A 25,184-nucleotide genomic window follows, 5' to 3' on the forward strand; every position below is an offset into this window, starting at 1 on the left:
CTTCAGACCGCAGGGGCAGCACCGGGAGCGGCGCTGTGAGCTGGGCGTATTTGGGCTTCCTGCTGTTTTCCATCGCTGGTATGGCGATCCTGGATGCGCGGTTTCAGCTGTTTTGGTTCGCACACCCTGGCCGAGCTGCCGTGGTCCACGGGGCGGGGTTTTTCAGCCTGTTGGCGTGGGATTTCGTGGGGATCAGCGCAGGTGTTTTCCACCGAGGCGACTCCCCCTACATGACCGGGCTAAACCTGGCCCCGCACTTGCCGATCGAAGAACTATTCTTCTTGTTTTTCTTGTGCTGGCTCACCATGAACCTCTACGGTTTGGCAAAGTTGGTGGCCCGCCCATGACCTACACCCTGTTCAACCTGTTCTTCCTCGTTCCCGCGGCCACGCTCCTGATGCTGGCCAGGGCACGCACGCCGGGCTTCTCGCGGGCCGGTTTTTGGGTTTGCCTGGTGGGACTGGTGATACTCACGGTCATCTTCGACAACCTCATGATCGCCGCAGGCCTGTTCTTCTACGCCAACGAACACACCCTGGGATTGCGCCTGGGCCTCATGCCGGTCGAAGACCTGGCGTACGTGGTGTTCACTGCGCTAGCGTTACCCGCCCTGTGGGAGTTGCTGAGCACAGGTGGCGACCGCGACCGGAAGGACTCATAGTGCGCACACTATTCGAGGTCAGCCGCCCGATTTCGTGGATCAACACCGCATTCCCGTTTGGCGCTGCGTACGTGCTGGCCGGCGGGCCCCTGGGGCTGGACCTGTGGTTGGGCTGCCTATTCTTCCTAATCCCGTACAACCTGGTGATGTACGGGGTCAACGACGTGTTCGACTACGCCTCCGATGTCCACAACCCGCGCAAAGGCGGAGTCGAGGGCGCGCTCGCCGACCCTGCACGACACCGCTTCATCCTGACCTCAGCCGCCGTGAGCGCCCTGCCGTTCGTCGTGTACTTCCTGGTCAGAACCGTGATCGCGGGCCTAGACCAAGGGAACTGGTGGGCGCTGGGCGTGTTCGTGCTGAGCATGTTCGCGGTGGTCGCGTACTCGGTGGCGGGCCTGCGATTTAAGGAGATACCGTTCCTGGATTCGCTCACCTCGTCCACCCACTTTTCGTCGCCTGCCTGGTTTGGTCTGGCGCTGGTGGGGTTCGCCCCCACCGCCGAGGTCGTTCTCACCCTGGTTGCTTTCTTCCTGTGGGGATGTGCCAGTCATGCTTTTGGCGCGGTTCAAGACGTGGTGCCTGACCGTGAGGGAGGTTTAGCGTCCATTGCTACCGTACTGGGTGCCCGTGCCACGGTTCGGTTAGCTGTTGTGCTCTACGTTGTGGCTGGTGGGCTGGTGTTGTTCACGCCGTTCCCCGTTTGCTTGGGCGCAGTGCTTGCTGTTCCGTACATTCTCAACACGGGACGGTTCTGGCAGATCACTGATACCACCTCGGGCGCGGCCAATGCGGGCTGGAAGCTTTTCATTCCACTCAACTACGCCGTGGGATTCTTTGTCACCATGCTCATGATCTGGAGCAGTATGGTGAGAGCATGAGGATTCACATTGCTGCTCTTGGTGGGACCATCGCGTCAACGGCCAGCGACACAGGCGGGGTCGCGCCCAGTGCAACTGCGCAGGCGATCGTCGAAGCCGCTCGGATCGATACGCTCCCTTTTCCTGTTGACGTCACATACGAACAGGTGGCGCAGGTGGGGTCTGGATCGATCACGCTGGACCATGTGAGCCAGGTTGTGGAGTCGGCTAAGAAAGCGCGTGAAGAAGGCGCCACGGCGGTCGTTCTCACGCAAGGCACCGACACGTTGGAAGAGACCACGTTCGCGCTGTCGCTCATGAACGATTCGGGTATTCCTATCGTGACCACCGGTGCGATGCGCAACCCCACGCTTCCCGGGACTGACGGCCCGGCGAACGTACGTTCGGCCATCATCACGGCAGCGGACCCGCGCATTCACATGCTGCCCGCTGTGCTCGTTTTCGCAGATGAGGTCCACGATCCGTCGCTCGTACGTAAGACTCATACCACCTCGGCCGCGCCTTTTTCTTCCGGTCCCGGGGCAGGCCCGCTGGGTTGGGTGAGTGAAGACCGCCTAGTGTTCATACACATGCCCGCGGCCCTGCCGGGCACGCTCACTCGCGCAACCTCGGAGCAAAAGGCGCAGGTGGCACTCGTGGAGGCCACGCTGGACGACTCACTGGCCTATGTCGACTTCCTCAAACAGGCCGGGTACAGCGCGGCGGTGCTCGCCGGTGTGGGTGGCGGGCACGTTTCCGTCAACGTGCTTGAGCGGGTCACGGCGCTGGCCACGCAGATGCCGGTGGTGTACTGCGCGCGCACCGGTGCGGGGCGCACGTTGGAGACGACCTACGGATACCCCGGCGCGGAACTCGATTTGCAGGCTGCCGGCATGATTCCCGCCGGCCGATTGGACGCTCGAAAAGCCCGGATTCTCACCATTCTGGCGTTGGAGTCGGGCACAAAAATTGAGGACGTATTTAGCTACTTCAGACAGTAGTTTTTTGCCGCCCTTAGCGGATTCTTTACACCTCGGATTTTCGGTTTACCATGACTCACATGGAACCAATTCGAGCGCGTCTAAATGACTGCATTTCACAGATGCCACCGTCCCCTATTCGGGAACTGTTTAGGATCGCGCACGACCCGGCCATCATTAGTTTCGCCGGTGGGCACCCAGACGAAAAGCTCTTCGACGTTGATGGGATGAAGGCCGCGTACTCACACGTGTTCGACACGCAAGGTGGGCGCGCCATGCAGTACGGTGTCACCGACGGAGAATGGGAACTTCGCCAAGCCGCAGCGCAGCGGATTCGCGGAACCGGGATCAGTGCAGAAGCGAGCAATGTCCTTATCACCTCGGGCTCTCAGCAGGGGATTTCCCTGCTGGCGCACACCCTGTTTAACCCGGGTGATGTTCTTCTGTGTGAAAACCCCACGTTCATGTCTGCCCTGCAGGCGTTTGGGATGCACGGGATCGAGTTCGTGGCAATCGACACCGACGAAGGTGGCATCGTGCCCGAAGCCCTCGAGGCGGCGATCCACTACTACCGCCCCAAAGCGCTGTACACGATTCCCACGTTTCAGAACCCCACCGGGATCACCATGCCGGCGTCCAGGCGGGATCACATTGCGCAGGTGTTGTCCGAGTCGGACATGTGGCTCATTGAGGACGACCCGTATTCGGAGTTGCGGTTCACGGACGAGCGGGTGCAGCCGATTAGTGCGGACCCGCGGGTTGCTGACCGGGCGTTCTACCTGGGGTCTTTGTCTAAGGTGCTCTCACCTGGGGTGCGTATTGGGTGGATCCACGGGCCCGACGAGATCCTGGAACGTGTCACAGTGACCAAGCAGGGTACCGTCATCCAGTCCTCGACGATTGACCAGTTGGCGGTCGCGCACTACTTGGAGACTAACGACCTGGACAAGAAACTGGAGCCGGTGCGTGAAACGTACCGCCAGCGCATGCGCGCCCAGGTTGATGCGCTGGACGGGGTGTTGCCCACCGGGTCCTATATTGCCGAACCCTCAGGTGGCATGTTCGTGTGGGTGTACCTACCGGAGCGCTACGACACGTCTGAGCTGGTGTACAAGGCGATTGACGCTGGTGTCATTTTTGTGCCGGGTGCGCCGTTCTACATGGAAAACCCCAACTACCAGTCCATGCGCTTGACGTTCGTGTCCGCCGAACCGGATGTCATTGAAGAAGGCGTGGCGCGTCTGGCCACTGTGTTCTAGTGCGGGTGTTGTAGTGGGGTCGGTTTAGTGGCGAGGCTTCGGGCGTTGGTCGACACCAGCGTGCTGGTGTCGGACCTTCTGTGGCTTGGGTTGCTCACCATGCGCCAGCTGGGTGGCGCCTCCCCTGGTGGCGGCCGAGGTGACGGCGCGCGTGGCGTCGCGCTGGGCGGCGTCGCGCTGGAACTGTATACGACCTCGGCGATCTTAGAGGAACTACGGCCGGCACTCAGGCGCGTGTACCGGGAACGGACCCGGCTACAGATTGGGGGCGCGTTTGAGGCGCGGCGGCAGTCGCTGAGGCACCTGGATATGGCCAGCATGGACATGACCAGGCGGGGTTTCGTCAAGGACCCCGACGATGCGCACCTGGATGTTGCCGCGTGGCAGGGCGGGATGGACGTGCTGGTCAGCAATGATGTGCGAGCGTTTAAGCCAGTGTCATCGCACGTGGATGAGAAGGCTGAGCGTGGCTATGAGCTGGTTACTGGGGACGCACTTTTGGTGCGGTTGTGGGATGCGCAGGCTGGTGCGTGTCGCGCGCATTTCGTGGACACGTGGCGTGCATTGTACGAGCAGTACTGCCAGGCGTGTGGGCTGGAGCCGGATCGCCGGACGGTGAGTGAACAGTTCCGGCGGGCGCGGGCGTTTAAGTTGGCTAAGCGACTCAAAGGCTTGGGTTAGATGGGTGTGGGCAACCCGAGTCGACCGGAACTAAGTGTGCCCCACCTCACATATTGACACACTCTTGACACTGCTCTGACAGGTACACGAAACTCGCAGAAAGCACAGGTGAGGGTGCCTGGACTCACGCTCAAGGAGGAGCATGAACAAGTTAGCGCGACCGTTTGTGATCATGGTCGAAAAGTTGTTTCCCGAATCGTTTGTCTTTGCCATCGGGCTGAGCATCGTGGTTTTTCTGGCTTGTTGGGGGCTCACTGACTCCGGGCCCATGCAAATCATCGACGCGTGGGGAACGGGTTTGGCCGACCTTCTGTCGTTCATGGCGCAGATTTCATTGACAGTTCTGTGCGCGCACGCGCTGGCCCACACGCGTCCGGCGCGCAGGTTCCTCTCCGCATTGGGTCGTCTGCCACGCAAGGGCTGGCAAGCGTACAGCCTGGTGGTGCTGACCGCGGGTATCGGTTCGCTTTTCGCATGGGCATTTGGGCTGGTTGCAGGAGCCCTTGTGGCCCGCCAAGTGGCCATTGAAATGCGCGAAAAAGGCATCCGCGTACACTACCCACTCCTTGTGGCCAGCGCATACGCCGGATTTGTAGTGTGGCACATGGGCTACTCCGGCTCGGCACCCCTGTTCGTTGCCACTGAAGGCAATAAGATGCAGGAAGCAATCGGCGGGCTGATCCCCGTATCTGAAACAATTTTCGCGCCCTGGAACGTCATCACAGCAGCCGTCACCCTGGCAGCAATCGTTGTTCTCATGCCGCTCATGCATCCTAAAGACAAGCGTGAGGAACTCATCGAGATCAACGACGAAGCCATCACCGATTACCAAAACGAACAGGAAAAGCTGGAGTCCGAACTCCGCGCCAACGCAACCGGTAGCGACGAAACCCAAACCACCTCGGCCGGACCCACCATTGCGCAACGACTGGACGGCACACGCATCCTGGTGCTGATTCCCGGGCTGGCGCTCTTGGTCTACCTCATCAGTTACTTTGTGAAGGGACCTGACCCCTTTTTGGTGGACACCTGATATCCAGCCCGGTTGGGCTGGGAAGAAAGGTAATCTACCACCATGTCCAGGTATTCCGAACAGTTCAAACGCGATGCCGTGGCCCTCTATGAAAACAATGAGGACCTCTCGTTGAACTCAGCATCAGCGGAGCTCGGTATTAATCGAGCCTCGCTGCATTCTTGGGTCAAAAAGTACGGCACCGGCAAACGTGCCCGCATTAAAGCCGTGCATGATAAAGCCCAAGCGACGAATGATTCTGAGCGAATCCGCCAGCTGGAAAAAGAGAACGCGAAGCTGCGCGAAGAACGCGATATCCTGCGCAAGGCCGCGAAATATTTTGCCGAAGAGACACGCTGGTGATCCGCTTCCAGTTTGTCTATGACCACCGAACCGAGTACTCGGTCAAGCGGATGTGCCACGTGTTAAAGCTCAATCGCTCCTCGTTCTACAAATGGGTGCAAACCCGCGAAAAACGCAGGTTAAAGACGTGTTCTGATGCTCTTATTGGCGCAAAAATCAAGACCATCTTCGATGACGAGCACGGGCTTTATGGTGCTAAACGCATCGCTGCAAGCCTCAACGACGATACAGACATTTCCCCGATCAATCACAAGAAAGTCGCACGCATCATGAAAAACATGGGGCTAAAAGGCTTTAGCAAACGGCGTCGATGCATCACCACCAGGCGCAAGCCTGGTCACCGTGTCATGCCAGATCTAGTAGGCCGTACATTCACAGCTGACGAGCCGAACCGTGTGTATGTCGGCGACATTACCTACCTGCCCTGTAAGGGTGGCAAGAACATGTATTTGGCCACAGTCATTGACACCTATTCACGGAAACTTGCAGGTTATGCACTCGCAGACCACATGCGTGTCTCGTTGGTCATTGATGCTCTAGCCCACGCACATGGTGTGCGTGGAAGTCTTGACGGGGCCATTTTTCATTCCGATCACGGCAGCGTGTACACCTCACAAGCGTTTAGAAAATACTGCTCGTCGCTGGGTGTACGCCAATCCATGGGAGCGGTAGGAACGAGTGCCGATAATGCCCTGGCAGAATCATTTAACGCCACCCTAAAACGTGAAGTGCTGCGTGATCGGAAAATCTTTGACAATCCGATAACCTGCCGGCAGGAAGTCTTCCGGTGGTGCATGCGCTACAACACGCGCAGACGACACTCCTGGTGCAACCTTCTAGCCCCCGATGACTTCGAAGCACTCACATCAGCTACACTGACCCAAGCAGCATAGATAACCCCCGACGTGTCCACTTTCCGGGGGTCAGGCCCTTTACCCCTGCTGGATATAGTTCTACAGTTTATAGTTATAAGCGACCAGGGGAAATAGATAAAATCCCAGTTCAAGCCCTGTGGATAACTGCTTGGATATTGGTAAATATGCGCAGCCGTATTGGTAAATATGCGCAGCCTGACCAGGGCATAAAGAAAGCGCCCACAAGGGGGCGCTCACTCGTTGATGAGTATTAATCCAGCTGCGGACGTGGCGGTTTTTTCTCAACTGAGGGAGATGTCTTAGTGACGGTGACTCCATCGAGGTCGGCTTTTATTCCACAATTACGCCATATCGCCTGAACATCGTGGATGGCTTTCTTGATTTCGTTGCGGAAGTTCACCCAGTCTTGCCCTGATACTAGCTCTTTGGTGGCGAAGCTTTGTGCCATCATGTCCCAGGTAAAAAGGTAGGAGTCTCGGTTGTTTTTGCTAAGCCAAAACTGCTTGACCGTTAGCCAGATATAAATGTCCATTGACCGTGGCTTGGTGAGCTGGCGTAGTACAGCAAGGTCGATAGGGATGGGGGCTTCGACAATGTGCTGGAAAAATTGTGGCGTGAGTTTGATGTAGGACTCGATGAAGCTTCCCTGATTAGGGTCGCGTGCATCAAACCATAAGTCCCATTCATCCATAATTTGAGTGTGTTTACCACGTGCGCGTACGCCATCGTCCTCTTTGACGGTCACGCGAGCATCAGCCAGGCGCAATAATTGCTCGCGGATATTGGCCAAGTTCCCTGTTGCGCCACCTGTGCCGCGTCCAGTTACTCCGATGGCTTGGAGGAAGTGGTTCATGGAGTGTCCGAGAGGGATGCGGACTGCTTGCTCAAGGTCTATTTTGCCTGCTTTGAGCTTTCCTGCGTTTTCCACGGCACGGGTGACGATGTAGGCCATGATTAGTCGGGGATATTTGCCGTAGGGCAATCCTCCATCGGCGTAGACAACGATTCGGCCTTGTGCTGTCTCTATGACTCGTTTTTCTTCGTCGGTCTTGCGGTATGGAAATAATGCTTGGACGAAGAGTTTGGATGTGTAGCCAATGTCTTGGGCGTTTATAAGTTCTTTTGCTTGATTAACTTCTCGGTCTTGGGCAGTCTTTTGGGCTGCTTGAAGCTGAGCAATTTTTTCTGGTGGCAGTGCCATGGAAGAATCCCTTTTCTGGTGACACTGCTTAACTTCTTGCAAACCGTGTATTTGGTGTATATGAACGAGGACAGAGGGCCACGCCCGTCGCCGGAGTTCGTGGAATGGCTTATGGATCTGCCAGTCAGATGGATTACCGACACGATGGGCGGACTGACTGCAAATCAGCAGAAGACCGCCTTCGGTAACGGGGTCCTGCCACTTCAAGCGCTCGTTGCACTGCGCAGTCTTGCATTACGTATGCAATCACGCTGAGTCGGGCGACCATCAACTGCCGCGCAACGGTCGGCGGAGTTCGGGAACGGTTCGACGGCCGAGCCTCAGATAATGCCTTCGAGGCGTTGCTCGATCTGCGGCTTCGGCATCGCCCCAATGATCTCGCGCACGATTTCACCCTTGTCGAAGACCTTCATCACAGGGATCGAACTGATGTTGTAGCGTGAGGCGATGTCGGGGTTCTCGTCGACATTGAGCTTGGCGATGAGGAGCTTTCCATCCTGCTCAGCTGCAATCTGGTCCAGGACCGGCGCGATCGCACGGCACGGGCCGCACCAGGCTGCCCAGAAGTCCACGAGAACGGGGACCTCGCTCTGGAGCACAACCTCTTCGAAGGCCTGGGTGTCGACGGTGGTGACTTCGCTCATGGGACTGCTTTCCTTCCTATTACACGTCGCGTGCGATAGACCGCGCGCACATCACAACACCCTACCCGGTGGGGGTATTCCCGTGGTGCTAGTTTTAGACCAGTCGCATCGTGGTCAGGCAGGTTTGCGCATCGTCGCCGACGGTCGAAAGTTCGGAGGTGACGGTCTGGCCGTCGTGGGTGATCGAGATCGATGTCTCGATGCCTCGGGGCAGCCAGATCCCGACGAAGCCGTTGTCGAGGGTTCTCAACTCCTCGTCGACGATCGTCTCGCCGGTCGTCGCATCCGTCACCGTTACGGCCACGTCTGCGTTGCGCAGCTCGCCCAGGCATCCGGTCGGGCTGTGGTAGTAGCAATCATGGGTCTGCGACCGATACGGGGCAACGGATACGTAGATCTCGTCACTGGGCAACCGCACCTCTGTCGCGTGCTCGTGCTGATCAGTGAGCGTGACCATCTCCGCAGTGATCGACGTGGTCAAGGTCTCCGTGCGATCGTCCAGCGGGATCGCATCGAGCGTTTCGACCAGCTCCCGCACGTCGAGGCCTTCGAGACCATTCTCGACAAGAATCTCGGCTCCGCTGGCCGAGGTGGCTGAGGGTGAGTCGTTGGCGGCCGCGCATCCGGTGAGCAGGAAAGCGCCGATCACGACGGTGGTTGCAGCGGTTTTCTTCCCGCCGTACTTCGGCAATGACCTGAGGTTTTTCATGGGATTCCTTCTCGTGCCTGCCCGTGGTGCCAATTGGCCATAGTACCCCATAGGGGTAGTGCCTACCTGTGTGATGCGGAAGCGCCCCGCCCGGTACGAGCCCGGGAGGGGGCGCTGCGTTCAGTCGTGCTTGCTGACTTCCGGTTCATGTTCGGCAATGTGCTCGGTCTCGATCTGGAAGGTTGCGTGATGGACGGAGACCTCGAAGTGTCCTGCGACGCAGTCTTTGATCTCTTGGAGCATCTGGGCGGCATGACCGTCGGTGAAGCATTCGTCGTCGACGACGACGTGGGCGGTCAGGGTCGGTAGGCCGGTCGCCACAGTGGAGGCGTGCAGATCATGAACATCCTGGACGTGGTCGAGTTCGAGGATGTGTGAGCGGACTTTGTCGAGGTCGAGGCCCTTAGGAGTGAACTCCATGAGGACGCCGGTGGTCTCGCGCATCAGCTTGAACGCGCGAGGCACGATCAGGGTGGCGATGAACAGTCCGGCGATGGCGTCGGCCTGCATGAACCCGGTCGTGGAGATCACGATCGCCGCGATGATCACTCCGAGTGAGCCGAGGGCGTCGTTGAGGACTTCGAGGAACGCGGCACGCATGTTGAAGTTCGAACCGCGGCTGGAGGCGAGGATGGTGATGGCGATGATGTTCGCGACCAGGCCGATGATGCCGAAGATCAGCAGTTCGCTTGCGGGCACCTCCGGCGGCTCGAACAGTCGCCGGATTCCTTCGATGGCGGCGTACGTGCCCACCACCAGCAGCAGTGCCGACTGTCCGAGGGCTGCGATCACCTCGATACGTCGGAACCCCCAGGTGCGCTTGGAGTTGGCGGGCTTGAGCATCAGCGTCCCGGCGATCAGTGCGACCAGTAGGCCGACGGCATCGGTGATGGCATGGGCGGTGTCGGTTAGCAGTGCGAGGCTGCCGGTGATGACCGAGCCGATGGCCTGGGCGACGACGATCGTCGCGGTGATCGAGAATGCGATCCAGAGTTTCTTGCGGAAATCTCCAGGGTGCCCGGTCTCGCTGGCTGCGGGGCCGTGATTGTGTCCTGCGCCCATGTCTACTTCTTCTCCGTATCTGTCGCGTGGTGGGTATGTGGGAGTCGCAGGTGCGTGCAGAGCAGGGCCTGCGTGCCGGTGGCATCGAGGAGGCATTCGGCAGCGGCGACGAGGGTACGCAGGAGTTCGGGCTGTGTCAGCGAGTACCAGGTGGAGCGCCCTTCCGGGCGCATCGTCGCCAGGCCGCACTCAACGAGAAAGCCGACATGTTTGCTTACCGTGGACTGGGCCAGGCCCATGTGCTCGACCAGATCGCGGACCCGGTGCTCGCCCGAGGCGAGGTGCTGCACGATCGCCAACCTCGTCGGTTCTGCAAATGCCTGGAACAGGTGGGCGTACGCTGCTGTCGCCACCTCGTCGAGGGTTGCCCCCTCTTGTTGATTCATAGTCATATAGCGATTATATCGCTCTATGACGATATTGTCGAGTGTGATCTGTCGCTCGATGCGAAATGAAGCTCAGAGGTTCCGGCGCGCCCGAGGGTGGACTGCCCGCTTCCTGCGACGCGTGCCTTATTGGATTCGGCGGAAAGTGGAGGTGCCTACGGGACTCGAACCCGTGTACAAGGTTTTGCAGACCGCTGCCTATCCTCTCGGCCAAGGCGCCAAGTCGCCGGCAAGATCAGTCGCCCGGCGTGAGGCCGGCAACCAGGTTGAAGGCGCCGGTGAGAATGTTCAGCGACACGACCCCGACGACATCAGAGATCTCACGGTCGCTGTACCCGAACCCCCGAAGCTCGTCGATCTGCTCGTCGGTGATCGACGCAGGCTCACGGTAGACCTGGAGGCCGAGCGCGATCATCGCCGCGACCGGGCCGGTCATCGCCGTACCCTGCTGGGCGAGTGCGATCTCGTTATCGCTGACCCCGAGTGATCGTGCCGCGCTGATGTGCGAGGCCAGGCACATTCCGCATCCTTGCTGCGACTGCACGGCGATCGAAACGAGCTCGCTGACCTTGCGGTCGAGCTTGGCGCGACGCATGGCTTTGCTCAGCTGGAGATAACCGCCGAGCACCGCCGGGGAATGCGCCATCGTCGAGACCATGTCTCCGACCTCGCCGTGCCGCTCGACGAGATCGCCGAGCAAGTCTCGTGAGCTCCCCACTGCGGTCTCAGGGGTCAATCGGGAAAAACGGGGCATAATGCCTCCTTAGTCAGTTTGGTCGCGAGTTCGAGGTTGAACCCGCAGGGATGCGTTCCTGCTGCTGATGCCCGGCATGTACACCGGTCAATAGGTAGAAGTCGCCGGACTCGCGTTGCTGCCGACTCACGATCCCGGCCGCATCCAGGTGCGGTGTGTCATACGTGGCGTGCGCGTGTTCAGCCTCTCTCATAGTCACCAATCCTACCCTTTACCCCTATGGGGTATCAAGTATTATCCGATTGGTTTGAAGGACTCGGAGACGCGTGGCCGGGTGCGGCGGATTGAGGTGAGGCCAGAGACGACGGGTCCGCGCAGGAGTACGTGTCCAGTCGGAAGGGTCAACCGCGTCCAGCGGCCGGCGGTGGAGATCGCGGCCTCTCCTTCGGAGCTGAGGAACCCGAAGACGTAGGCGGCGAACGCGACGCCTTGTGGCAGCGACGCGAGGGCTGTGTCCGGGGTGCCCCAGACCATGCCCCGGATCTTGCGGGCGACATCGTCGCCGGGTTTGTCGGGAAGTGCTTGGGCCACGGCCTCGATGCCGGCACGGACGCTACGCATCAGCGTCAGACTGGACACGTCCGCAATGTATCTCCACCCGTGTTGTGGGGGTTCGACGCTGGTCCAAGCGGGTGCCAGCGAGGTCTCCGGCAGTTCGAGGGACAGGGGGTCGACGGTCGCGGTCAGGGTTTCGACGGTGACGTCGCACTGCAGCTCGGGGTCGGAATGGAGCGTGCGAAGGACGAGGATCGTAGGGGTGCGGTCGAGCGGACCACGGGGCGTTGGTACACCGCACTCATGCGCAGCAGCCCGGCCGCGGCCTGCAAGCGCACGCCGTGGGCGCCGGCTCGCCTGGCCCGTTGAGCGAAAGTGGGCGCATCGCGGGCGGACGGCGTGTCGGTGAGGATCAGGCGTGGAGGGCGTCGTGAGGGCTTCCCGCCGTGTCCTGGAACGCGGCCTCGGGGTCCGGGATTAGGAGCGGACGAGTCGGTTGATGGCGTCGGTGGCTTCCTGTATCTTCTCGACGGCCGCCTCGTCGCTGAGCTTCGCTGCGTCGAGCACACAGTGCTTGAGATGATCGTCGAGTAGACCGGTCGCGACCCCCTGGAGGGCGCGGGTCAGGGCGGATACCTGGGTGAGGATGTCGATGCAGTATTTCTCTTCATCGATCATCTTCGCGATCCCTCGGGCTTGACCCTCAATGCGCTTCATACGGCCGAGGTAGCGCTCCTTGTCGTTGATGTATCCGTGCTGATGAGAATCGGTGTCGACAGACATGGGCATGTCCTTACTTCTGGCGTTCCAGGACGGAACGCGTGCTGGCTTCGGGTGTGAGGTCGATGCGCCGCAGGAGTTGGGCGTTGAGCGCGACGACCACGGTGGAGGCCGACATCAGGATCGCGCCGATCGACATTGGCAGGACGAATCCCACCGGTGCCAGGATGCCGGCCGCAAGCGGCACGGAGATGAGGTTGTATCCGGCGGCCCACCACAGGTTCTGCTTCATCTTACCGTATGCGCGTCGTGAGAGCTGGATGATGGAGAGCACCGACCGGGGGTCGGAGCTGGCCAGGATCACCCCGGCCGAGGCGATGGCGACATCGGTGCCGGCGCCGATCGCGATGCCGACGTCGGCCTGGGCCAGTGCCGGGGCGTCGTTGACGCCGTCGCCGACCATGGCGACCTTCTTGCCCTCGTGCTGCAGTTGGGCGACCTTGGCGGACTTGTCCTCGGGGCGGACGCCGGCGAAGACGCGGTCGATGCCGAGCTCCCGTCCGACCTCGTTCGCCACGGCCTCGGCGTCGCCGGTGATCATGACGACCTCGACGCTCAGGGCGTGGAGGGCGTCGACGGCGTTGCGGGATTCGGGGCGGATCTCGTCGGCGAGCTTGAGGCCGCCGACCACCTGGCCGTCGCGGAGGACGTGCAGGATGATCGCGCCCTCAGAACGCCATTCCTCGGCTGTGCCGACCTCGTGCTGGCCGGTCTCCTCAAGCAGCCGGGGGCCGCCGACGCGGACCTCCTGGCCGGCGACAGTCGCGGTGACTCCGACGGCGGGCGAGGATGAGAAGCCGCTGGCCTGCTGAAGGGCGAGGCCCTTGTCCTTGGCGGCGGCGACGATGGCCTTGGCGAGCGGGTGCTCGCTGTCGGCCTCGGCCGAGGCCGCGAGGGCGAGGACCTGGTCGGCGTCGAGGTCGCCGGTCGGTTCGACGCCGGTGACGGTGGGCTCGCCCTTGGTCAGTGTGCCGGTCTTGTCGAAGAGCACTGCGTCGACCTGCCGCATCGACTCCAGGGCGAGGCGGTCCTTGACCAGCACGCCGCCGCGGGCGGCGCGCTCGGTGGCGATGGAGACCACGAGCGGGATCGCCAGGCCGAGGGCGTGGGGGCAGGCGATGACGAGTACGGTGATGGTACGGACCACGGCCTCGTCGGGCATGCCGATGAGCGTCCAGACGACAGCGGTGACCAGCGCCGCGCCGAGAGCGAACCAGAACAGCCAGGCCGCGGCCTTGTCGGCGATCCGCTGGGCGCGGGAGGAGGAGTTCTGGGCCTCGGTGACGAGCCGGTTGATCCCGGCCAGGGCGGTGTCGTCGCCGGTGGCGGTGATTTTCACCCGCAGGCCGGAGTCGGTGGCGACGGTGCCGGCGGTAGCTGTCTCGCCCTCGCCCCGAGAGACCGGGCGGGACTCGCCGGTGATCATGGACTCGTCCATGTCGGCGCGGCCGTCGACGATGGTGCCGTCGGCCGGAACGCTGCCGCCGGGGCGCACGATCACGACGTCACCCACAACGAGGTCGGCTGGGGCCACCTTAACGACGTTCTCGCCCTCGACGCGCTCGGCCTCGTCGGGCAGCAGTGCAGCCAACGAGTCGAGCGCCGAGGTGGTCTGGGCCAGGGAGCGCATCTCGATCCAGTGGCCCAGCAGCATGATCACGATCAGCAGCGCCAGCTCCCACCAGAACTCCAGCTCGTGATGGACAAGCCCGAGGGTCGCGGCCCAGGAGGCGAAGAAGGCCACCGTGATCGCCAGAGCGATGAGCAGCATCATCCCGGGCTTGCGGGACTTCAACTCGCTGACGGCGCCGGTGAGGAAGGGCCTGCCGCCCCAGACGTACATGACGGTGCCCAGTACCGCGGCGACCCAGCCCGCCCAGCCGGGGACCTCGTAGCCCAGCAGCATGGAGAACATCGGCGAGAGGGTGACCGCGGGGATGGCGATGACGAGGTTGATCCAAAACAGCCGGCGGAACTGGCCAACGTGGTCCCCGTGGCCGCCATGGCCGCTGTGATCTCCGTGGACACCGTTCTCATCGAGGCCCGTGTGGTCTGAGTGCTGCCCGTGGTTCATGGCGTGGCCCTGGTGTCCAGTGTGCTGGCCCTCGTGCGTGCCGTGCGCCTCCGCCGAGGCGTGCGCGGACACAGACCCGTGGTGATGCTCGCCGTGAGCGGGTGCATCGGTTCCGTGACCGTGGTGCTGGTGTGAGTTCGGGTCCGTCATCGTTCTTCTCCTTCGTCATCGAGCCATGCCGCTCACCCGGTCGCCGGGCAAGCGAACGTCGGCTCAGGGCGCTGGTTGGATCTCGCTCTCGACGACCCACTTGTGGTTCGTCATCTTCATGCCGTCCGTCTCGTAGTCGACCATGTAGACCGTCTCATCGGTGGACGAAGCGATGGTGGCCCTCGCGCCCTCCATGCCCTCCATGTGCTTGGCGAGCAGCGTCACCGCTGTGCCATCGGTCAGGCGCTCGTCGCCGGCATCCTCGATTTCTTCCTGCACGACCCACTTGTGGTCCGTGACGGGGTCGCCGCCACCTGCGTTAGTGTAGTTCACGGAGTACGTGTACGTGTCGAATGCGCCGGAGATCGTCGCTGTCGCACCGTCCATGCCTTCCATGTGGTCGGCCGTGAGCTGTACCTCTGTGCCGACCGGGTATGTGGGGTCACTGGCTTCGGCGATACCCTCGGGTGCCGGTCCGCCGTCCATCGGGTGCTCCATCGAGTGATCCATTTCCTCATCTCCGCTTTCTGCATTGTCGCCGCCGTGGCCCTGCTCCTCAGTAGCCGAAGGGTCGGTCTGCTGGTCTTCGTCTGCTCCGCTGCTGCAACCGGCGAGCACGAGTGTCACTCCGAGCACTCCTGCTGCCAGCCCTGCTCGCAGTCTCCTCTGCATGTCAGCTCCTTTCATCATGACACCTACCCTATACCCCCCAGGGGTACTAGTCAAGGATTGCGCGTTGTACCGGCGTGAATCGATCGAATTGTCCTTCTCAGAGGGACTGCTCATGTTGGATGGGCAATGCGGCGATGAGGGGATGGTCGAAGCCCGCCGGTCCGATCTTCGCGGCTCCACCGGGAGAACCAAATTCGTCGAAGAACTCGACGTTGGCCTTGTAGTAGTCAGACCATTCGTCGGGCAGGTCGTCTTCGTAGTAGATGGCCTCGACGGGACAAACCGGTTCGCAGGCTCCGCAGTCAACGCATTCGTCGGGATGGATGTAGAGCGAGCGTTCGCCCTCGTAGATGCAGTCGACAGGACATTCGTCGATGCAGGCGCGGTCCTTGACGTCCGCGCAGGGAAGCGCGATCGCATAGGTCATGGCTGCTCTTCTTGGTCGGGTGCGGTTCGGCGGCGAGAGTCGGTGGGGAGTTCGGAGAAGTCGTCAGTCTCTGCCGGATCTGCGGCCGGCTAAGGAATGCGCAGGCGTAGGACGGTGGCTGCAAGGCTGAGGGCGATGATGATCGCACCGAGGACTGTCATCGTTCCTGACAGGGTGAGTACCGGCACGAGCAACCCGGCGACGATGGTGGGCACGCCGAATGCCAGGTAGGCGACCGTGTAGATCACAGCCATCACGGCGGCGCGTTCCGACGATGCCGTGTGGGGCATGAGTGTGCGCAGCACCCCGAGGAACGCTGTGCCGAACCCGGAACCGACGATCGCGACCGACACGACGTAGGCCGGGTAGGAACCGAGTGCGAGGGCGACGATGCTCGCTGCGGTGCCGAATGCCAGGGCGCTGGTCGCATACAGGCTGATGGTGCGGGCGGAACGCCGCTGCAGGACGGACGAGGCGGTGATTCCGGAGATCGCCAGTGCGAAGATGACGATGCCCGCGTGGGTGTGCGTGGAGCCCCCGAGCTCACTGCCGACGAGGCCGGCTCCGAGCGCGAGGAAGAGTCCGTTGGTCGCCCACCCGGCGATAATCGCGGGCACACCGGCGGTGAACATGCGGCGCAGGTGCAGTGGCACCATAAACCGCGGGCGGAGGTCGCCACGTCGTATCCGGGTCTTGGGGACCAGTTCCGGTGTGCTCCACACCGTCGCTGCCACGGTGAGGAAGGCGAGCACGAGCGGGCCGAAGACCGCAGTTGTCGGTTCGGGGGTGAGATCGAGGAGCAGCGCAGCACCGAGTGCCCCGGTCCCGAGACCGATCATCGGCCCGATCGTGTTCCACAGGGCTGCGATGTTCGGATGCGACGGCGGCTCGAAGTCGATCATCATCGCCGACAGGGCCGGGATGAGCAGACCCGCTGCGAGTCCTTGCAGAGCGCGGGCGACCAGGAGTGTCGCGAGGCTGTCGGCGAACCAGAACATGGCCAGGCTGAGTGCCAGCGCCAGGGAACCGGCGGTTACGACCGGACGTCGGCCGATGTGATCGGAGAGCGGTCCGAGGTAGAGCAGCGCGGCCAGGAGGGTGAAGGTGTAGACCGCGAATACGAGTGTGGTGGCGACGGGGACGAGTCCGAGCTGTTCTGCGATCTGGGGGTAGAACAACGACGGCGCGCTGGCAGCCGCCATCATGAGAATGGTCGCTGCCATCGCGAGCGCGAAACCCCGCCGCGGGATCTGCCTCGTATAGTCGCCCGCCATCGTCTATGCCTGCAGGCCGTGGAGCTGCTGACCCCACTGGTAGACGGTGCCGACCGCGTCGATGCCGGTGACGCCGACGACGGTGCCGTCGGTCTCGTGGCGCACGATGAACTCCTCGCCGGCTTCCACCTGGGCGTCTGCACCAGCGGTGTACCCGACTCCGGAGATCATCTGACCGTAGACCAGCGCCATGTAGGGGCTGCGCGGCAGGTAGGTGCCCGGATCGTCGCTGATGTCGAGGTCGTGCAGTGCGGCCTGTGCGGCGTGCGTGCCCTGCGCGGCGGCGTCTTCCCAATGGTCGATGCGCCAGACGCCCAGTGCTTCGTCGTGATGCGTAGCTACACCTCCGGCGGCGTAGACGTGGTCTGCTGCGGCACGGAGGCGATCATCGACGTCGATGCCGTTCGTCCACGGCGACGGGGCTGCGGGCGTCGTGCCGAGCGCAACGAGGAGTAAGTCGGCCACGATGCGTTGATCGTCGTCGAGGGTGATGGCAACACCGGATTCTGTTTCGTCGACATGCTGGAGAGTGCGACCGAATCGAGTCTGCACCTTGGCGGCATGGTCAGCGGCGAGGCGCTCAGCCACCGGCGCCCCAAACGCTCCGATGCCGGGAACAGAACTGCGAGAGACCAGCATGACCATGTGTCCGTCGGCTTGCAGCGACGAAGCGGTCTCGGCTGCGATGATTCCGCCGCCATAGATCGTCACTCGCGCCGGCCGTGCCAGGCTGGTCAGCAGATCGCGGATACCCATGGCATCTTCCAAGGAGTGCAGAGCAGTGACCCGGCCTTGTCCGACGTCGTCGCCTTCGAGTACACCCGCGGGCAGAGAGCGGGGCACGCTCCCTGTCGCGACAATGAGCGCGTCGTAGGAGACCTGCGCGCCGGAGGTCAGTTGGACCCGCTTCGCCGTAGTATCGACATCGAGCACGGTGTCGGCGATGACCTCAATCTGAGGTAGCGGGAGCTTGATCATCTCCGGCGGGGTCGGGCCGAACGCGATTCCTTTGATGAGCATTCGCGTGTAAGGCGTCTCCCCGGTGCGGGTCACCATCGTCACCCGGACGTCGTCACGTGTGGCGAGAGTGCGGGCGGCTGCGGCTCCGGCTGCTCCTGAACCGAGGATGAGGACGTGTTGTGTGGTCATAGGGAAACTCCTGGGCTGCAGGTCGTGATCGATTTGGTGTGCGGGCGTCAGGAGCGAACGAGACGGGCGATGGCCTCGGATGCCTCGCCGAGCCTCTGCTCGCTGACTGGTCCACCGGCGAGGGCGGCGTCGAGGACGCAATGCTTGAGGTGATCGTCGAGCAGTCCGAGGGCGACGTTTTCGAGTGCCCTGGTGGCTGCGGAGATCTGGGTGAAGATGTCGATGCAGTAGCGGTCCTCATCGATCATCCGATCGATGCCGCGGATTTGGCCTTCGAGGCGCCGCAGGCGATTGCGGTACGTCGCCTTGTCGCTGATGTATCCGTGGACGGACGGATCGCCGTCGCCTCCCGCCGGGCAGGTGTCGATGTGAGGTTCGGTCATTGAGGTCGGGGTGGTCATGTCGGTTCGCTCCGATCAGGTGCCGGGGTGCCGCAGCGGTGCCGCGGCACCCCGGCACGCTGGTGGATTACGCCATGTTGGCGGCGTATTTGGCGGGGTCCGAATCAAATGCGGGGCCGCAGCCGGCGCAGCAGAAGTAGTAGCGCTCGCCCTTGAAGTCGCGGTAGAGGCCGGCGGCCTCGGCGGTCTTCTTGCTGACCGGGGTGCCGACCATGACCGGGCAGGTGGTCATGTCATCGGCGCCCCCGCCGAGCAGGTTCTCGCGTCCACCGTTCTCGGCGGCGGGGTTAGTCTCGTTCGTGCTACAGCAGTTGCTCATTTTCTGGTGTTCCTTCTGTATCGGATTCGTATGGATGGGTGGGTTCTGTATCGGATTGGTATGGATGGGTGGGTTCTCGTTCGTCACTTCGTGGCGACGCTCTTGAACCCGCGCAGGCGGAGGCTGTTGCCGACGACGAAGACGCTGGAGAACGCCATCGCCGCGCCTGCGAGCATGGGGTTGAGCATGCCCAGCGCTGCGACTGGGATCGCGGCGGTGTTATAGGCGAATGCCCAGAACAGGTTGGTCTTGATCGTCGAAAGTGTCTTCCGAGACAGACGGATCGCGTCGACCGCGGCCCGCAGGTCGCCGCGGACCAGGGTGATGTCGGAGGCCTCGATCGCGACGTCCGTGCCGGTGCCCATCGCCAGGCCCAGATCGGCCTGCGCGAGCGCGGGGGCGTCGTTGACGCCGTCGCCGACCATCGCGACGATCTTGCCCTCGCCCTGGAGACGGGTGACGACGTCGACCTTGTCCTTGGGCAGCACCTCGGCGATGACCTCCTCGATGCCGACCTCGGCGGCGATCTGGCGGGCCACGGCCTCATTGTCACCGGTGAGCAGCACCGGGGTCAGGCCGATCTCCTTGAGCCCGCGGATCGCCTCCGCGCTCGTGGGCTTGACGGTGTCGGCGACGACGAGGATGCCGCGCGCAGCACCGTCCCAGCCGATCGCGACGACCGTCTTGCCTTCACCCTCAGCTTGAGCCTTCGCCCGTGCGACCTCCGGAGAGAGCTTCTGTGACCAGTCGGCCAGCAGCGACTCGCGTCCGACGACGACCGGGGTGCCCTCGACGATGCCCTGCACGCCCTTGCCTTCAACATTGGCGAAGTCCTCGGGCGTGGGCAACTGGCCGACTTCCTGGGTGGCGCCCTTGGCGATCGCCTGCGCGATCGGGTGCTCCGAGGAGTCCTCCAACGCACCCGCGAAGCGCAGCAGCTCGGCACGGTCCACACCGGATTCGGTGATCACATCTGTCAGGGTCATCTTGCCGCTGGTGACGGTACCGGTCTTGTCGAGCACGACGGTATCGACCTTGCGGGTGGACTCCAGCACCTCTGGGCCCTTGATGAGGATGCCCATCTGCGCCCCGCGGCCGGTGCCGACCAGCAGCGCGGTCGGAGTCGCGAGTCCCAGCGCGCAGGGGCAGGCGATAACGAGCACGGCGACCGCTGCGGTGAACGCGGCGGCGACGGGGAATCCGGCTCCCAGCCAGGCGCCGAGGGTGATGAACGCGACGACGATGACGATCGGCACGAACACGCCGGAGATCGTGTCAGCCAGACGCTGCACCTCGGCCTTGCCAGTCTGCGCATCCTCGACGAGCTTCGCCATCTGCGCAAGCTGCGTGTCCGAACCGACACGGGTCGCCCGCACGACAAGGCGGCCGCCCGCGTTGACGGTGGCACCGGTGACCGAGTCGCCCTCGCGGACCTCGACCGGTACGGACTCGCCGGTGAGCATGGAGGCGTCCACCGCGGAGGAGCCGGAGACCACGATGCCGTCGGTGGCGATCTTCTCACCCGGACGAACGATGAACTCGTCGCCGACCTGGAGGTCAGAGGTGGGGATCTTCACCTCAACGCCGTCGCGGAGCACGGCGACTTCCTTCGCGCCGAGCTCCAGGAGGGCGCGCAGCGCGGCCCCGGCCTGGCGTTTGGAGCGCTTCTCGAAGTAGCGGCCGGCGAGGATGAACATCGTCACGCCCGCGCCAACTTCGAGATAGATGTTCGCCGCGCCATCCGAGGGAGCGATCGTGAACTCGAACGGGTGCGTCATCCCGGGTGTGCCAGCGGTTCCGAAGAATAGTGCGTAGACGGACCACAGCAGTGCGACCGAGGTGCCCATCGAGATGAGTGTGTCCATCGTCGCGGTACCGTGCTTGAGGTTCGTCCATGCGGCCTTATGGAACGGCCAGGCTGCCCAGATGATCACCGGGGCGGCAAGCGCGAGTGAGGCCCACTGCCAATATACGAACTGCAGTGCGGGGATCATGGCCATGGCGATCACGGGAACCGTGAGCACAATGGCGCCGACTAGCCGATGGCGCAGCGAGGTGAGCTCAGTGTCTTCCTCCTCCCCGGCCTCGGTCTCCGACGTGTTCGCCGTGGTGCCCTTGGGCTTGGGCAGCGCAGCCGTGTAGCCGGTCTTCTCGACCTCGGCGACCAGCAGGCCCGGATCGTAGCCGGCAGGCACGGTGACCTTGGCCTTCTCGGTGGCGTAGTTGACCGTGGCCGCGACGCCCTCGAGCTTGTTCAGCTTCTTCTCGATCCGGTTCGCACAGGAGGCGCAGGTCATCCCGCCGATCTCCAGCTCGATGTCCGGCCCACCGATGGGGGGCGCTAATGTACTCATCCTCTTCCTTCTCTCTTCATCTCTCGTGCGACGCCAGGCCCTGCGGGTCAGTGGCCGCCGGTATGCGAATCGTCTGTCTGCGAGCCGTCACCATGCTCGGCGTCGATCACGAACTCGGCGGTGTGCACCTGCCCATCGACCTGGAAGTCCAGGTAGAGCAGGTAACGGTCGGCGGTCGGGGCCTCCGCTGCGAATCCGATCTCGGGTCCGGCCGTGTCCCTGGCCTGGGGCTCGTCGCCCTCGGCGTGGACGTGCAAGTAGGCGAGGTCGCCTTCGCGCAGCGCCACCAGGTGGCCAAACGCGCCCAGGTAGGGCTCCAGCGTGGTCACCGGCTGACCGTCGCGCTCGACCGAGATGGTGAGCTCGCTTGAGGTGCCGGCGGTAAGGTCGCCATTCAGGGAGACGGTGTATCCGTCGACCTCGTCGGTGGTCTGTGACTCGGTCTCAACAGGGGCGAAGTCGCCCGCCACCTCGACGGCGCGAGTCAGGGTGATCCCTTCGGCTCCCTCGCCCTCGGGTGTGAAGTCGGCGTACACGCGGTAGGTGCCCGCCTCGTCCCAGGTCCACGGCACCGACCAAGTGCCTGTGCTCGTGTCAAGCTCGGGGTGCACGTGCTGGAAACCAGTACCATCGGTGCGAACGGCGATCAGATGCAGGTCCTTCTCGTGCGCGGTAGTGTACTCGGTCACCGCTTCGCCGGACTCGTCGAGGATCTGGAAACTCAGGTCTCCATCCTCGCCTGCAGCCGTGGGAGCCTGGACTGGGGAAAGTACGAAGCCGTCCGCGCTTGCGGAGACCCCGTTCAGAGTGGGCTCCGCAGTTTCTTGCGCAGCGCCGCCGTGTCCTTCACCGTGTGTGTTCACGTCACTTCCTTCTGCCCATGCTGCTACGAAGCTGTCAGGAATGACGGCGCCGGCAAGGCCGAAGGCCCCGCCGAACGCCACCACCAGCCCGGCCCCGTAGAGCGCAAGCCGTCCTCCGGCCTTCATCAGACACGCACCGCCGAGTAGCCGGCCTCCTCGACCGCCGCGAGGACCTTGGCATCGTCAATCTCGCCCTCGGCGGTGACGTTAAGCTTGCCGGTCTGCGCGCTGACCTGGATGTCCTGGACGCCGGGGATCTCACCGACTTCCTCGCGGACCGACATCTCGCAGTGCCCGCAGGTCATGCCCGTCACCTGGTAATTGTTCGAAGCCATTATGTATCCTCCTTGTGTCTCTGTAGTACCCCTACCGGGTACCTGTACAAGTCAACAGTATACCCCTGGCAGGTATTCCGCAAGAAGGGGGTGGTCGTATGAGCCACATCGCACGCGTGCTGCAGACGATGGCTGGAGCGTCCGACATGCGCCTCGTGGCGAAACGATGCTGCGGGGCGACCCGCTGGACGGTGTCGCTGCGCGTCGGAGAGTAGTGGTCCCGGTCTAATGAGAACCGTGGACTTCCTTGCCACGTCGGCGAAGGCAGTGACGACCGGTACGGGCCGGACACCACCAAACACCGATCAGTCGCTGGTGCTCATGGTACGAAGCCGGCCATGTCAACTGGATTCGCAGGCGTTCGAGATTGGTGAGTGGAACAGACGAATCCCAGCTGGAGTGCTCAGTTACGCCGGAGACAGTTAGCAGCCCCTGTGCAGGCATTAGTCAGGAAAAATAACCCCTCACAGGTTGCTGGCACTGACGCTTTTAAAAACAAAGGGTTCGGCGCACTCGTGCAGGCGGCCCGGGAGTCTCAGGAAGTCTTCGAAACCATCACGGCAGATCCAGGCAACCTCAATAAGTTCCTGGAGGTGCTAGCGCACATGATTGTCGCCGCCAAGGACGAGCAGCAGTCAAAGTAATCATCACGATAGGCACCCTGTATTAGTGATTACCGGTAGGGGTGCCCTCATCTAGTAGTTACGTGGCGAGAACGGATGATTACCGTAGGAGTTGCACTCTTAGTACTCTGAAGTGTTCGTATTCGATTGACTCAGAAATCATTAACGAGTTCTAGCCCTGCCTGAGGGGCGAGAGGCAGGGCTAGAACTTATACATAGTGGCCGTTCGGGGGGAAGCAGCCTATAACCATTGTGCGGAGCTTCGACAAAAGTCACAAGGGATTGTTCACTCCAGTGAGCATTGGCAGTGAGGAAGAAAGTACTGGGGTTTATCTATGTGGTTTCTCTTTAAAGGCTCTTTGGTTATCTGTAGTCCTGGAGGCTGTGGTGCTTGGAGTAGTCCTGGTTGCCTCGGTGACAACCAAGCCTTTGATTTGGACGGCAGTACACATGAGTACCGCTAACCCCTATGATCCATAGTCGATGTCTTGTATCTATGCAGGATACTCTGCGGTTTTAGCATTTGTTGCAATATATTTCAAACACTGTTACTGCAGGTAAAACATATCTTTATGTGTGTCTCGCACAAAATGACAGTCATGTGTTTTACAGTTGAGAGATACTAAAGACGAAAGAAGGCCACTCGGCGGCAACCAAGTGACCTTCGCTTATCACCCAGTAGTAGCTGGGGGAAAGCATGTGCATGATTCTATCTAATGATTCCTCTCCGGGCACTTTGACCGGTGCGCGTGTTGGTACGCCATCTAGAGTGCGCCAGGATTGCGCAGGTCTAGATGATACTCCGGCAAGTCAGCTTGACCGGGAAAAACTTCTCCAGCATCTTGGGCGTGATGCGCTACACGGTTCTATCAGCCGTGACTTTCAAAGTGCTTACCGTGTCGTGGTAGATGAAGAAACCGGTAAGAAGCGCAGCGTTCCGAGACTTTATCGCACTGATTCGGAGAAACTCGGTCGATGTGAATACGTCATGCTGACGAATAAGCAATATTCTGCGGTTATGGTTATTGATGTTGACCAGCCCGGAGAATCTGGAGGCCATCCAGTTCATCTCAATGCTTATGTTAAAAGCGTTATCTTCGCCCTTGTCCAGCGAGGCATTGGGCCAGCATGGGCCGGGATTAATCCGCTAAGTGGTAAAGCTCAGTTTATTTGGCTGATTGACCCGGTGTATACCGGCAAAAATAAGCATTCCAGCAATATGGAGCTGCTAAAAGCTACGAGCCAGGAGTTAGGCGCTCTTCTCGCACATGACCCGCACTTTGCGCACCGTTTTAGTCGTAGTCCTTTTTATACTGGTAAGTCAGTAGAGGCATATCGCTGGTATCACCAACACGATCGCGTCATTCGCCTCCAGGACTTTCTAAGGCAGGTGCGTGAGATGGCTGGACACCCTCAGTACGGTAAAAACATGCGTCAGCAATTTAGCTCTGGTCGTGAACTCATCAATGCAGTGAAGGCTCGTCGAGAAGAAGCCCAAGCCTTCAAAGCTCTTGCAGAAGATGTTGAAAACGAAATAGGCGCAGGACTTGATCAATATGACCCAGAACTGATCGACGGCGTCCGTGTCCTTTGGATTAGTCAAGGGTGCGCGGCCCGTGATGAAACGGCGTTCCGCCATGCTTTAAAGACCGGACACCGGCTCCGTGCTGCTGGACAACGCCTCACCGATGCGGCCATCATCGATGCCTATGAGCATGCGCTACAACACGCGCAGACGACACTCCTGGTGCAACCTTCTAGCCCCCGATGACTTCGAAGCACTCACATCAGCTACACTGACCCAAGCAGCATAGATAACCC

General features: G+C 61.6%; 31 protein-coding genes and 1 tRNA gene. 12 read left to right on the top strand and 20 right to left on the bottom strand.

Features of this window, described 5'->3' with window-relative positions; translation table 11 throughout:
• Positions 1 to 35 precede the first annotated feature (35 nt).
• From MHX53_RS10295 to MHX53_RS10330, 8 genes are all read left to right on the top strand, one after another.
• Positions 36 to 347 carry a lycopene cyclase domain-containing protein gene (locus MHX53_RS10295; RefSeq protein WP_102239292.1) on the top strand — a complete coding sequence of 104 codons (312 nt, stop codon included), beginning with the start codon at positions 36 to 38 and terminating at the stop codon, positions 345 to 347.
• Positions 344 to 661 (top strand): lycopene cyclase domain-containing protein, encoded by a 318-nt coding sequence (locus MHX53_RS10300; RefSeq protein WP_102239293.1) that lies wholly within the window; start codon positions 344 to 346, stop codon positions 659 to 661. The genes MHX53_RS10295 and MHX53_RS10300 overlap by 4 nt, the downstream gene beginning before the upstream one ends.
• Positions 658 to 1,542, top strand: coding sequence for a prenyltransferase (locus tag MHX53_RS10305; protein ID WP_102239526.1), 885 nt, complete (start codon positions 658 to 660; stop codon positions 1,540 to 1,542). The genes MHX53_RS10300 and MHX53_RS10305 overlap by 4 nt, the downstream gene beginning before the upstream one ends.
• Positions 1,539 to 2,522, top strand: coding sequence for an asparaginase (locus MHX53_RS10310; protein WP_102239294.1), 984 nt, complete (start codon positions 1,539 to 1,541; stop codon positions 2,520 to 2,522). Before MHX53_RS10305 ends, MHX53_RS10310 begins: the two co-directional genes overlap by 4 nt.
• A gap of 59 nt (positions 2,523 to 2,581) precedes the next feature.
• Positions 2,582 to 3,760, top strand: a complete 1,179-nt coding sequence (locus MHX53_RS10315) for a PLP-dependent aminotransferase family protein (protein ID WP_239272658.1) — start codon at positions 2,582 to 2,584, stop codon at positions 3,758 to 3,760.
• Positions 3,761 to 3,787: 27 nt separating this feature from the next.
• On the top strand, positions 3,788 to 4,441 hold the full coding sequence (locus MHX53_RS10320; protein WP_102239296.1) for a PIN domain-containing protein: 654 nt from the start codon (positions 3,788 to 3,790) through the stop codon (positions 4,439 to 4,441).
• Positions 4,442 to 4,583: 142 nt separating this feature from the next.
• A complete protein-coding gene (locus tag MHX53_RS10325) occupies positions 4,584 to 5,474 on the top strand; it encodes a TIGR00366 family protein (RefSeq protein ID WP_239272659.1) in 891 nt (296 codons plus the stop codon).
• Between the two features lie 42 nt (positions 5,475 to 5,516).
• Positions 5,517 to 6,709 (top strand): IS3 family transposase gene (locus tag MHX53_RS10330; protein ID WP_102239297.1). Its coding sequence is split into 2 segments (ribosomal slippage): positions 5,517 to 5,796 and positions 5,796 to 6,709, totalling 1,194 coding nucleotides; the frame shifts between segments, so codons are not numbered across the junction.
• A gap of 232 nt (positions 6,710 to 6,941) precedes the next feature.
• Here the strand turns inward: MHX53_RS10330 and MHX53_RS10335 are convergent.
• Positions 6,942 to 7,892: a replication protein RepA gene (locus MHX53_RS10335; protein WP_099299418.1), complete on the bottom strand. Its 951-nt coding sequence runs from the start codon at positions 7,890 to 7,892 to the stop codon at positions 6,942 to 6,944.
• Positions 7,893 to 7,910: 18 nt separating this feature from the next.
• On the opposite strand from MHX53_RS10335, the gene MHX53_RS10340 reads away from it, so the two are divergent.
• Entirely contained in the window at positions 7,911 to 8,147 is a 237-nt protein-coding gene (locus MHX53_RS10340; protein WP_180965365.1) for a hypothetical protein, read from the top strand.
• A 65-nt stretch (positions 8,148 to 8,212) separates the two neighbouring features.
• Here the strand turns inward: MHX53_RS10340 and trxA are convergent, their stop codons facing one another.
• From trxA to MHX53_RS10435, 19 genes are all read right to left on the bottom strand, one after another.
• Entirely contained in the window at positions 8,213 to 8,536 is a 324-nt protein-coding gene (trxA, locus tag MHX53_RS10345; RefSeq protein WP_099299417.1) for a thioredoxin, read from the bottom strand.
• A gap of 94 nt (positions 8,537 to 8,630) precedes the next feature.
• Positions 8,631 to 9,245, bottom strand: coding sequence for a CueP family metal-binding protein (locus MHX53_RS10350; RefSeq protein ID WP_180965366.1), 615 nt, complete (start codon positions 9,243 to 9,245; stop codon positions 8,631 to 8,633).
• Positions 9,246 to 9,365: 120 nt separating this feature from the next.
• Positions 9,366 to 10,307, bottom strand: a complete 942-nt coding sequence (locus tag MHX53_RS10355; RefSeq protein WP_070478530.1) for a cation diffusion facilitator family transporter — start codon at positions 10,305 to 10,307, stop codon at positions 9,366 to 9,368.
• Between the two features lie 2 nt (positions 10,308 to 10,309).
• A complete protein-coding gene (locus MHX53_RS10360; protein WP_070478528.1) occupies positions 10,310 to 10,699 on the bottom strand; it encodes a metalloregulator ArsR/SmtB family transcription factor in 390 nt (129 codons plus the stop codon).
• A 140-nt stretch (positions 10,700 to 10,839) separates the two neighbouring features.
• A tRNA-Cys gene (locus MHX53_RS10365) sits at positions 10,840 to 10,913 on the bottom strand.
• Positions 10,914 to 10,928: 15 nt separating this feature from the next.
• Complete coding sequence (locus tag MHX53_RS10370) at positions 10,929 to 11,393, bottom strand: carboxymuconolactone decarboxylase family protein (protein WP_228073733.1); 465 nt, start codon at positions 11,391 to 11,393, stop codon at positions 10,929 to 10,931.
• Between the two features lie 67 nt (positions 11,394 to 11,460).
• Entirely contained in the window at positions 11,461 to 11,640 is a 180-nt protein-coding gene (locus tag MHX53_RS10375; RefSeq protein ID WP_099299416.1) for a hypothetical protein, read from the bottom strand.
• Between the two features lie 41 nt (positions 11,641 to 11,681).
• Positions 11,682 to 12,008 (bottom strand): hypothetical protein, encoded by a 327-nt coding sequence (locus MHX53_RS10380; protein ID WP_083290898.1) that lies wholly within the window; start codon positions 12,006 to 12,008, stop codon positions 11,682 to 11,684.
• A 411-nt stretch (positions 12,009 to 12,419) separates the two neighbouring features.
• Positions 12,420 to 12,725, bottom strand: a complete 306-nt coding sequence (locus tag MHX53_RS10385) for a metal-sensitive transcriptional regulator (RefSeq protein ID WP_070478524.1) — start codon at positions 12,723 to 12,725, stop codon at positions 12,420 to 12,422.
• A gap of 10 nt (positions 12,726 to 12,735) precedes the next feature.
• Positions 12,736 to 14,946, bottom strand: a complete 2,211-nt coding sequence (locus MHX53_RS10390) for a heavy metal translocating P-type ATPase (protein ID WP_099299404.1) — start codon at positions 14,944 to 14,946, stop codon at positions 12,736 to 12,738.
• A gap of 63 nt (positions 14,947 to 15,009) precedes the next feature.
• Positions 15,010 to 15,618, bottom strand: coding sequence for a YdhK family protein (locus tag MHX53_RS10395; RefSeq protein ID WP_070478521.1), 609 nt, complete (start codon positions 15,616 to 15,618; stop codon positions 15,010 to 15,012).
• 97 nt (positions 15,619 to 15,715) lie between these two features.
• The gene (fdxA, locus tag MHX53_RS10400; RefSeq protein WP_070478519.1) at positions 15,716 to 16,045 is read right to left on the bottom strand and encodes a ferredoxin; all 330 of its coding nucleotides are present in this window, start codon (positions 16,043 to 16,045) and stop codon (positions 15,716 to 15,718) included.
• Between the two features lie 89 nt (positions 16,046 to 16,134).
• A complete protein-coding gene (locus MHX53_RS10405; protein WP_070478517.1) occupies positions 16,135 to 17,319 on the bottom strand; it encodes an MFS transporter in 1,185 nt (394 codons plus the stop codon).
• 3 nt (positions 17,320 to 17,322) lie between these two features.
• Complete coding sequence (locus MHX53_RS10410) at positions 17,323 to 18,468, bottom strand: NAD(P)/FAD-dependent oxidoreductase (RefSeq protein WP_070478515.1); 1,146 nt, start codon at positions 18,466 to 18,468, stop codon at positions 17,323 to 17,325.
• A 47-nt stretch (positions 18,469 to 18,515) separates the two neighbouring features.
• Complete coding sequence (locus MHX53_RS10415; protein WP_070478537.1) at positions 18,516 to 18,851, bottom strand: metal-sensitive transcriptional regulator; 336 nt, start codon at positions 18,849 to 18,851, stop codon at positions 18,516 to 18,518.
• 85 nt (positions 18,852 to 18,936) lie between these two features.
• On the bottom strand, positions 18,937 to 19,275 hold the full coding sequence (locus MHX53_RS10420) for a YHS domain-containing protein (protein WP_306345856.1): 339 nt from the start codon (positions 19,273 to 19,275) through the stop codon (positions 18,937 to 18,939).
• Positions 19,272 to 21,542: a heavy metal translocating P-type ATPase gene (locus MHX53_RS10425; protein ID WP_070478511.1), complete on the bottom strand. Its 2,271-nt coding sequence runs from the start codon at positions 21,540 to 21,542 to the stop codon at positions 19,272 to 19,274. The genes MHX53_RS10420 and MHX53_RS10425 overlap by 4 nt, the downstream gene beginning before the upstream one ends.
• Positions 21,543 to 21,589: 47 nt before the next feature.
• A complete protein-coding gene (locus tag MHX53_RS10430) occupies positions 21,590 to 22,531 on the bottom strand; it encodes a hypothetical protein (RefSeq protein ID WP_070478510.1) in 942 nt (313 codons plus the stop codon).
• Positions 22,531 to 22,740 (bottom strand): heavy-metal-associated domain-containing protein, encoded by a 210-nt coding sequence (locus MHX53_RS10435; RefSeq protein ID WP_070478508.1) that lies wholly within the window; start codon positions 22,738 to 22,740, stop codon positions 22,531 to 22,533. Before MHX53_RS10435 ends, MHX53_RS10430 begins: the two co-directional genes overlap by 1 nt.
• A 237-nt stretch (positions 22,741 to 22,977) precedes the next feature.
• Between MHX53_RS10435 and MHX53_RS10440 the strand changes: the two genes are divergently transcribed.
• The 3 genes from MHX53_RS10440 to MHX53_RS10450 all read left to right on the top strand — a co-directional run bounded on the left by MHX53_RS10440 (position 22,978) and on the right by MHX53_RS10450 (position 25,134).
• A complete protein-coding gene (locus MHX53_RS10440) occupies positions 22,978 to 23,166 on the top strand; it encodes a hypothetical protein (protein WP_102239298.1) in 189 nt (62 codons plus the stop codon).
• 8 nt (positions 23,167 to 23,174) lie between these two features.
• Positions 23,175 to 23,384: a hypothetical protein gene (locus MHX53_RS10445; RefSeq protein ID WP_070478506.1), complete on the top strand. Its 210-nt coding sequence runs from the start codon at positions 23,175 to 23,177 to the stop codon at positions 23,382 to 23,384.
• Positions 23,385 to 24,066: 682 nt separating this feature from the next.
• Positions 24,067 to 25,134 carry a replication initiation protein gene (locus MHX53_RS10450; protein ID WP_083290895.1) on the top strand — a complete coding sequence of 356 codons (1,068 nt, stop codon included), beginning with the start codon at positions 24,067 to 24,069 and terminating at the stop codon, positions 25,132 to 25,134.
• Positions 25,135 to 25,184 lie beyond the last annotated feature (50 nt).

Source organism: Brevibacterium sp. ACRRH, from assembly GCF_022346365.1.
Classification (GTDB): domain Bacteria; phylum Actinomycetota; class Actinomycetes; order Actinomycetales; family Brevibacteriaceae; genus Brevibacterium; species Brevibacterium paucivorans.

What these genes read in the sequence shown, in the direction of transcription:
- MHX53_RS10300 (WP_102239293.1), top strand. Translation starts at nt 344, where the DNA reads ATGACCTACACCCTGTTCAACCTGTTCTTCCTCGTTCCCGCGGCCACG.
- MHX53_RS10310 (WP_102239294.1), top strand. Translation starts at nt 1,539, where the DNA reads ATGAGGATTCACATTGCTGCTCTTGGTGGGACCATCGCGTCAACGGCC.
- MHX53_RS10315 (WP_239272658.1), top strand. Translation starts at nt 2,582, where the DNA reads ATGGAACCAATTCGAGCGCGTCTAAATGACTGCATTTCACAGATGCCA.
- MHX53_RS10325 (WP_239272659.1), top strand. Translation starts at nt 4,584, where the DNA reads ATGAACAAGTTAGCGCGACCGTTTGTGATCATGGTCGAAAAGTTGTTT.
- MHX53_RS10335 (WP_099299418.1), bottom strand. Translation starts at nt 7,892, where the DNA reads ATGGCACTGCCACCAGAAAAAATTGCTCAGCTTCAAGCAGCCCAAAAG.
- trxA (WP_099299417.1), bottom strand. Translation starts at nt 8,536, where the DNA reads ATGAGCGAAGTCACCACCGTCGACACCCAGGCCTTCGAAGAGGTTGTG.
- MHX53_RS10350 (WP_180965366.1), bottom strand. Translation starts at nt 9,245, where the DNA reads ATGAAAAACCTCAGGTCATTGCCGAAGTACGGCGGGAAGAAAACCGCT.
- MHX53_RS10355 (WP_070478530.1), bottom strand. Translation starts at nt 10,307, where the DNA reads ATGGGCGCAGGACACAATCACGGCCCCGCAGCCAGCGAGACCGGGCAC.
- MHX53_RS10360 (WP_070478528.1), bottom strand. Translation starts at nt 10,699, where the DNA reads ATGACTATGAATCAACAAGAGGGGGCAACCCTCGACGAGGTGGCGACA.
- MHX53_RS10375 (WP_099299416.1), bottom strand. Translation starts at nt 11,640, where the DNA reads ATGAGAGAGGCTGAACACGCGCACGCCACGTATGACACACCGCACCTG.
- MHX53_RS10380 (WP_083290898.1), bottom strand. Translation starts at nt 12,008, where the DNA reads ATGCGTAGCGTCCGTGCCGGCATCGAGGCCGTGGCCCAAGCACTTCCC.
- MHX53_RS10385 (WP_070478524.1), bottom strand. Translation starts at nt 12,725, where the DNA reads ATGTCTGTCGACACCGATTCTCATCAGCACGGATACATCAACGACAAG.
- MHX53_RS10390 (WP_099299404.1), bottom strand. Translation starts at nt 14,946, where the DNA reads ATGACGGACCCGAACTCACACCAGCACCACGGTCACGGAACCGATGCA.
- MHX53_RS10395 (WP_070478521.1), bottom strand. Translation starts at nt 15,618, where the DNA reads ATGCAGAGGAGACTGCGAGCAGGGCTGGCAGCAGGAGTGCTCGGAGTG.
- fdxA (WP_070478519.1), bottom strand. Translation starts at nt 16,045, where the DNA reads ATGACCTATGCGATCGCGCTTCCCTGCGCGGACGTCAAGGACCGCGCC.
- MHX53_RS10405 (WP_070478517.1), bottom strand. Translation starts at nt 17,319, where the DNA reads ATGGCGGGCGACTATACGAGGCAGATCCCGCGGCGGGGTTTCGCGCTC.
- MHX53_RS10410 (WP_070478515.1), bottom strand. Translation starts at nt 18,468, where the DNA reads ATGACCACACAACACGTCCTCATCCTCGGTTCAGGAGCAGCCGGAGCC.
- MHX53_RS10415 (WP_070478537.1), bottom strand. Translation starts at nt 18,851, where the DNA reads ATGACCGAACCTCACATCGACACCTGCCCGGCGGGAGGCGACGGCGAT.
- MHX53_RS10425 (WP_070478511.1), bottom strand. Translation starts at nt 21,542, where the DNA reads ATGAGTACATTAGCGCCCCCCATCGGTGGGCCGGACATCGAGCTGGAG.
- MHX53_RS10430 (WP_070478510.1), bottom strand. Translation starts at nt 22,531, where the DNA reads ATGAAGGCCGGAGGACGGCTTGCGCTCTACGGGGCCGGGCTGGTGGTG.
- MHX53_RS10435 (WP_070478508.1), bottom strand. Translation starts at nt 22,740, where the DNA reads ATGGCTTCGAACAATTACCAGGTGACGGGCATGACCTGCGGGCACTGC.
- MHX53_RS10450 (WP_083290895.1), top strand. Translation starts at nt 24,067, where the DNA reads ATGATTCTATCTAATGATTCCTCTCCGGGCACTTTGACCGGTGCGCGT.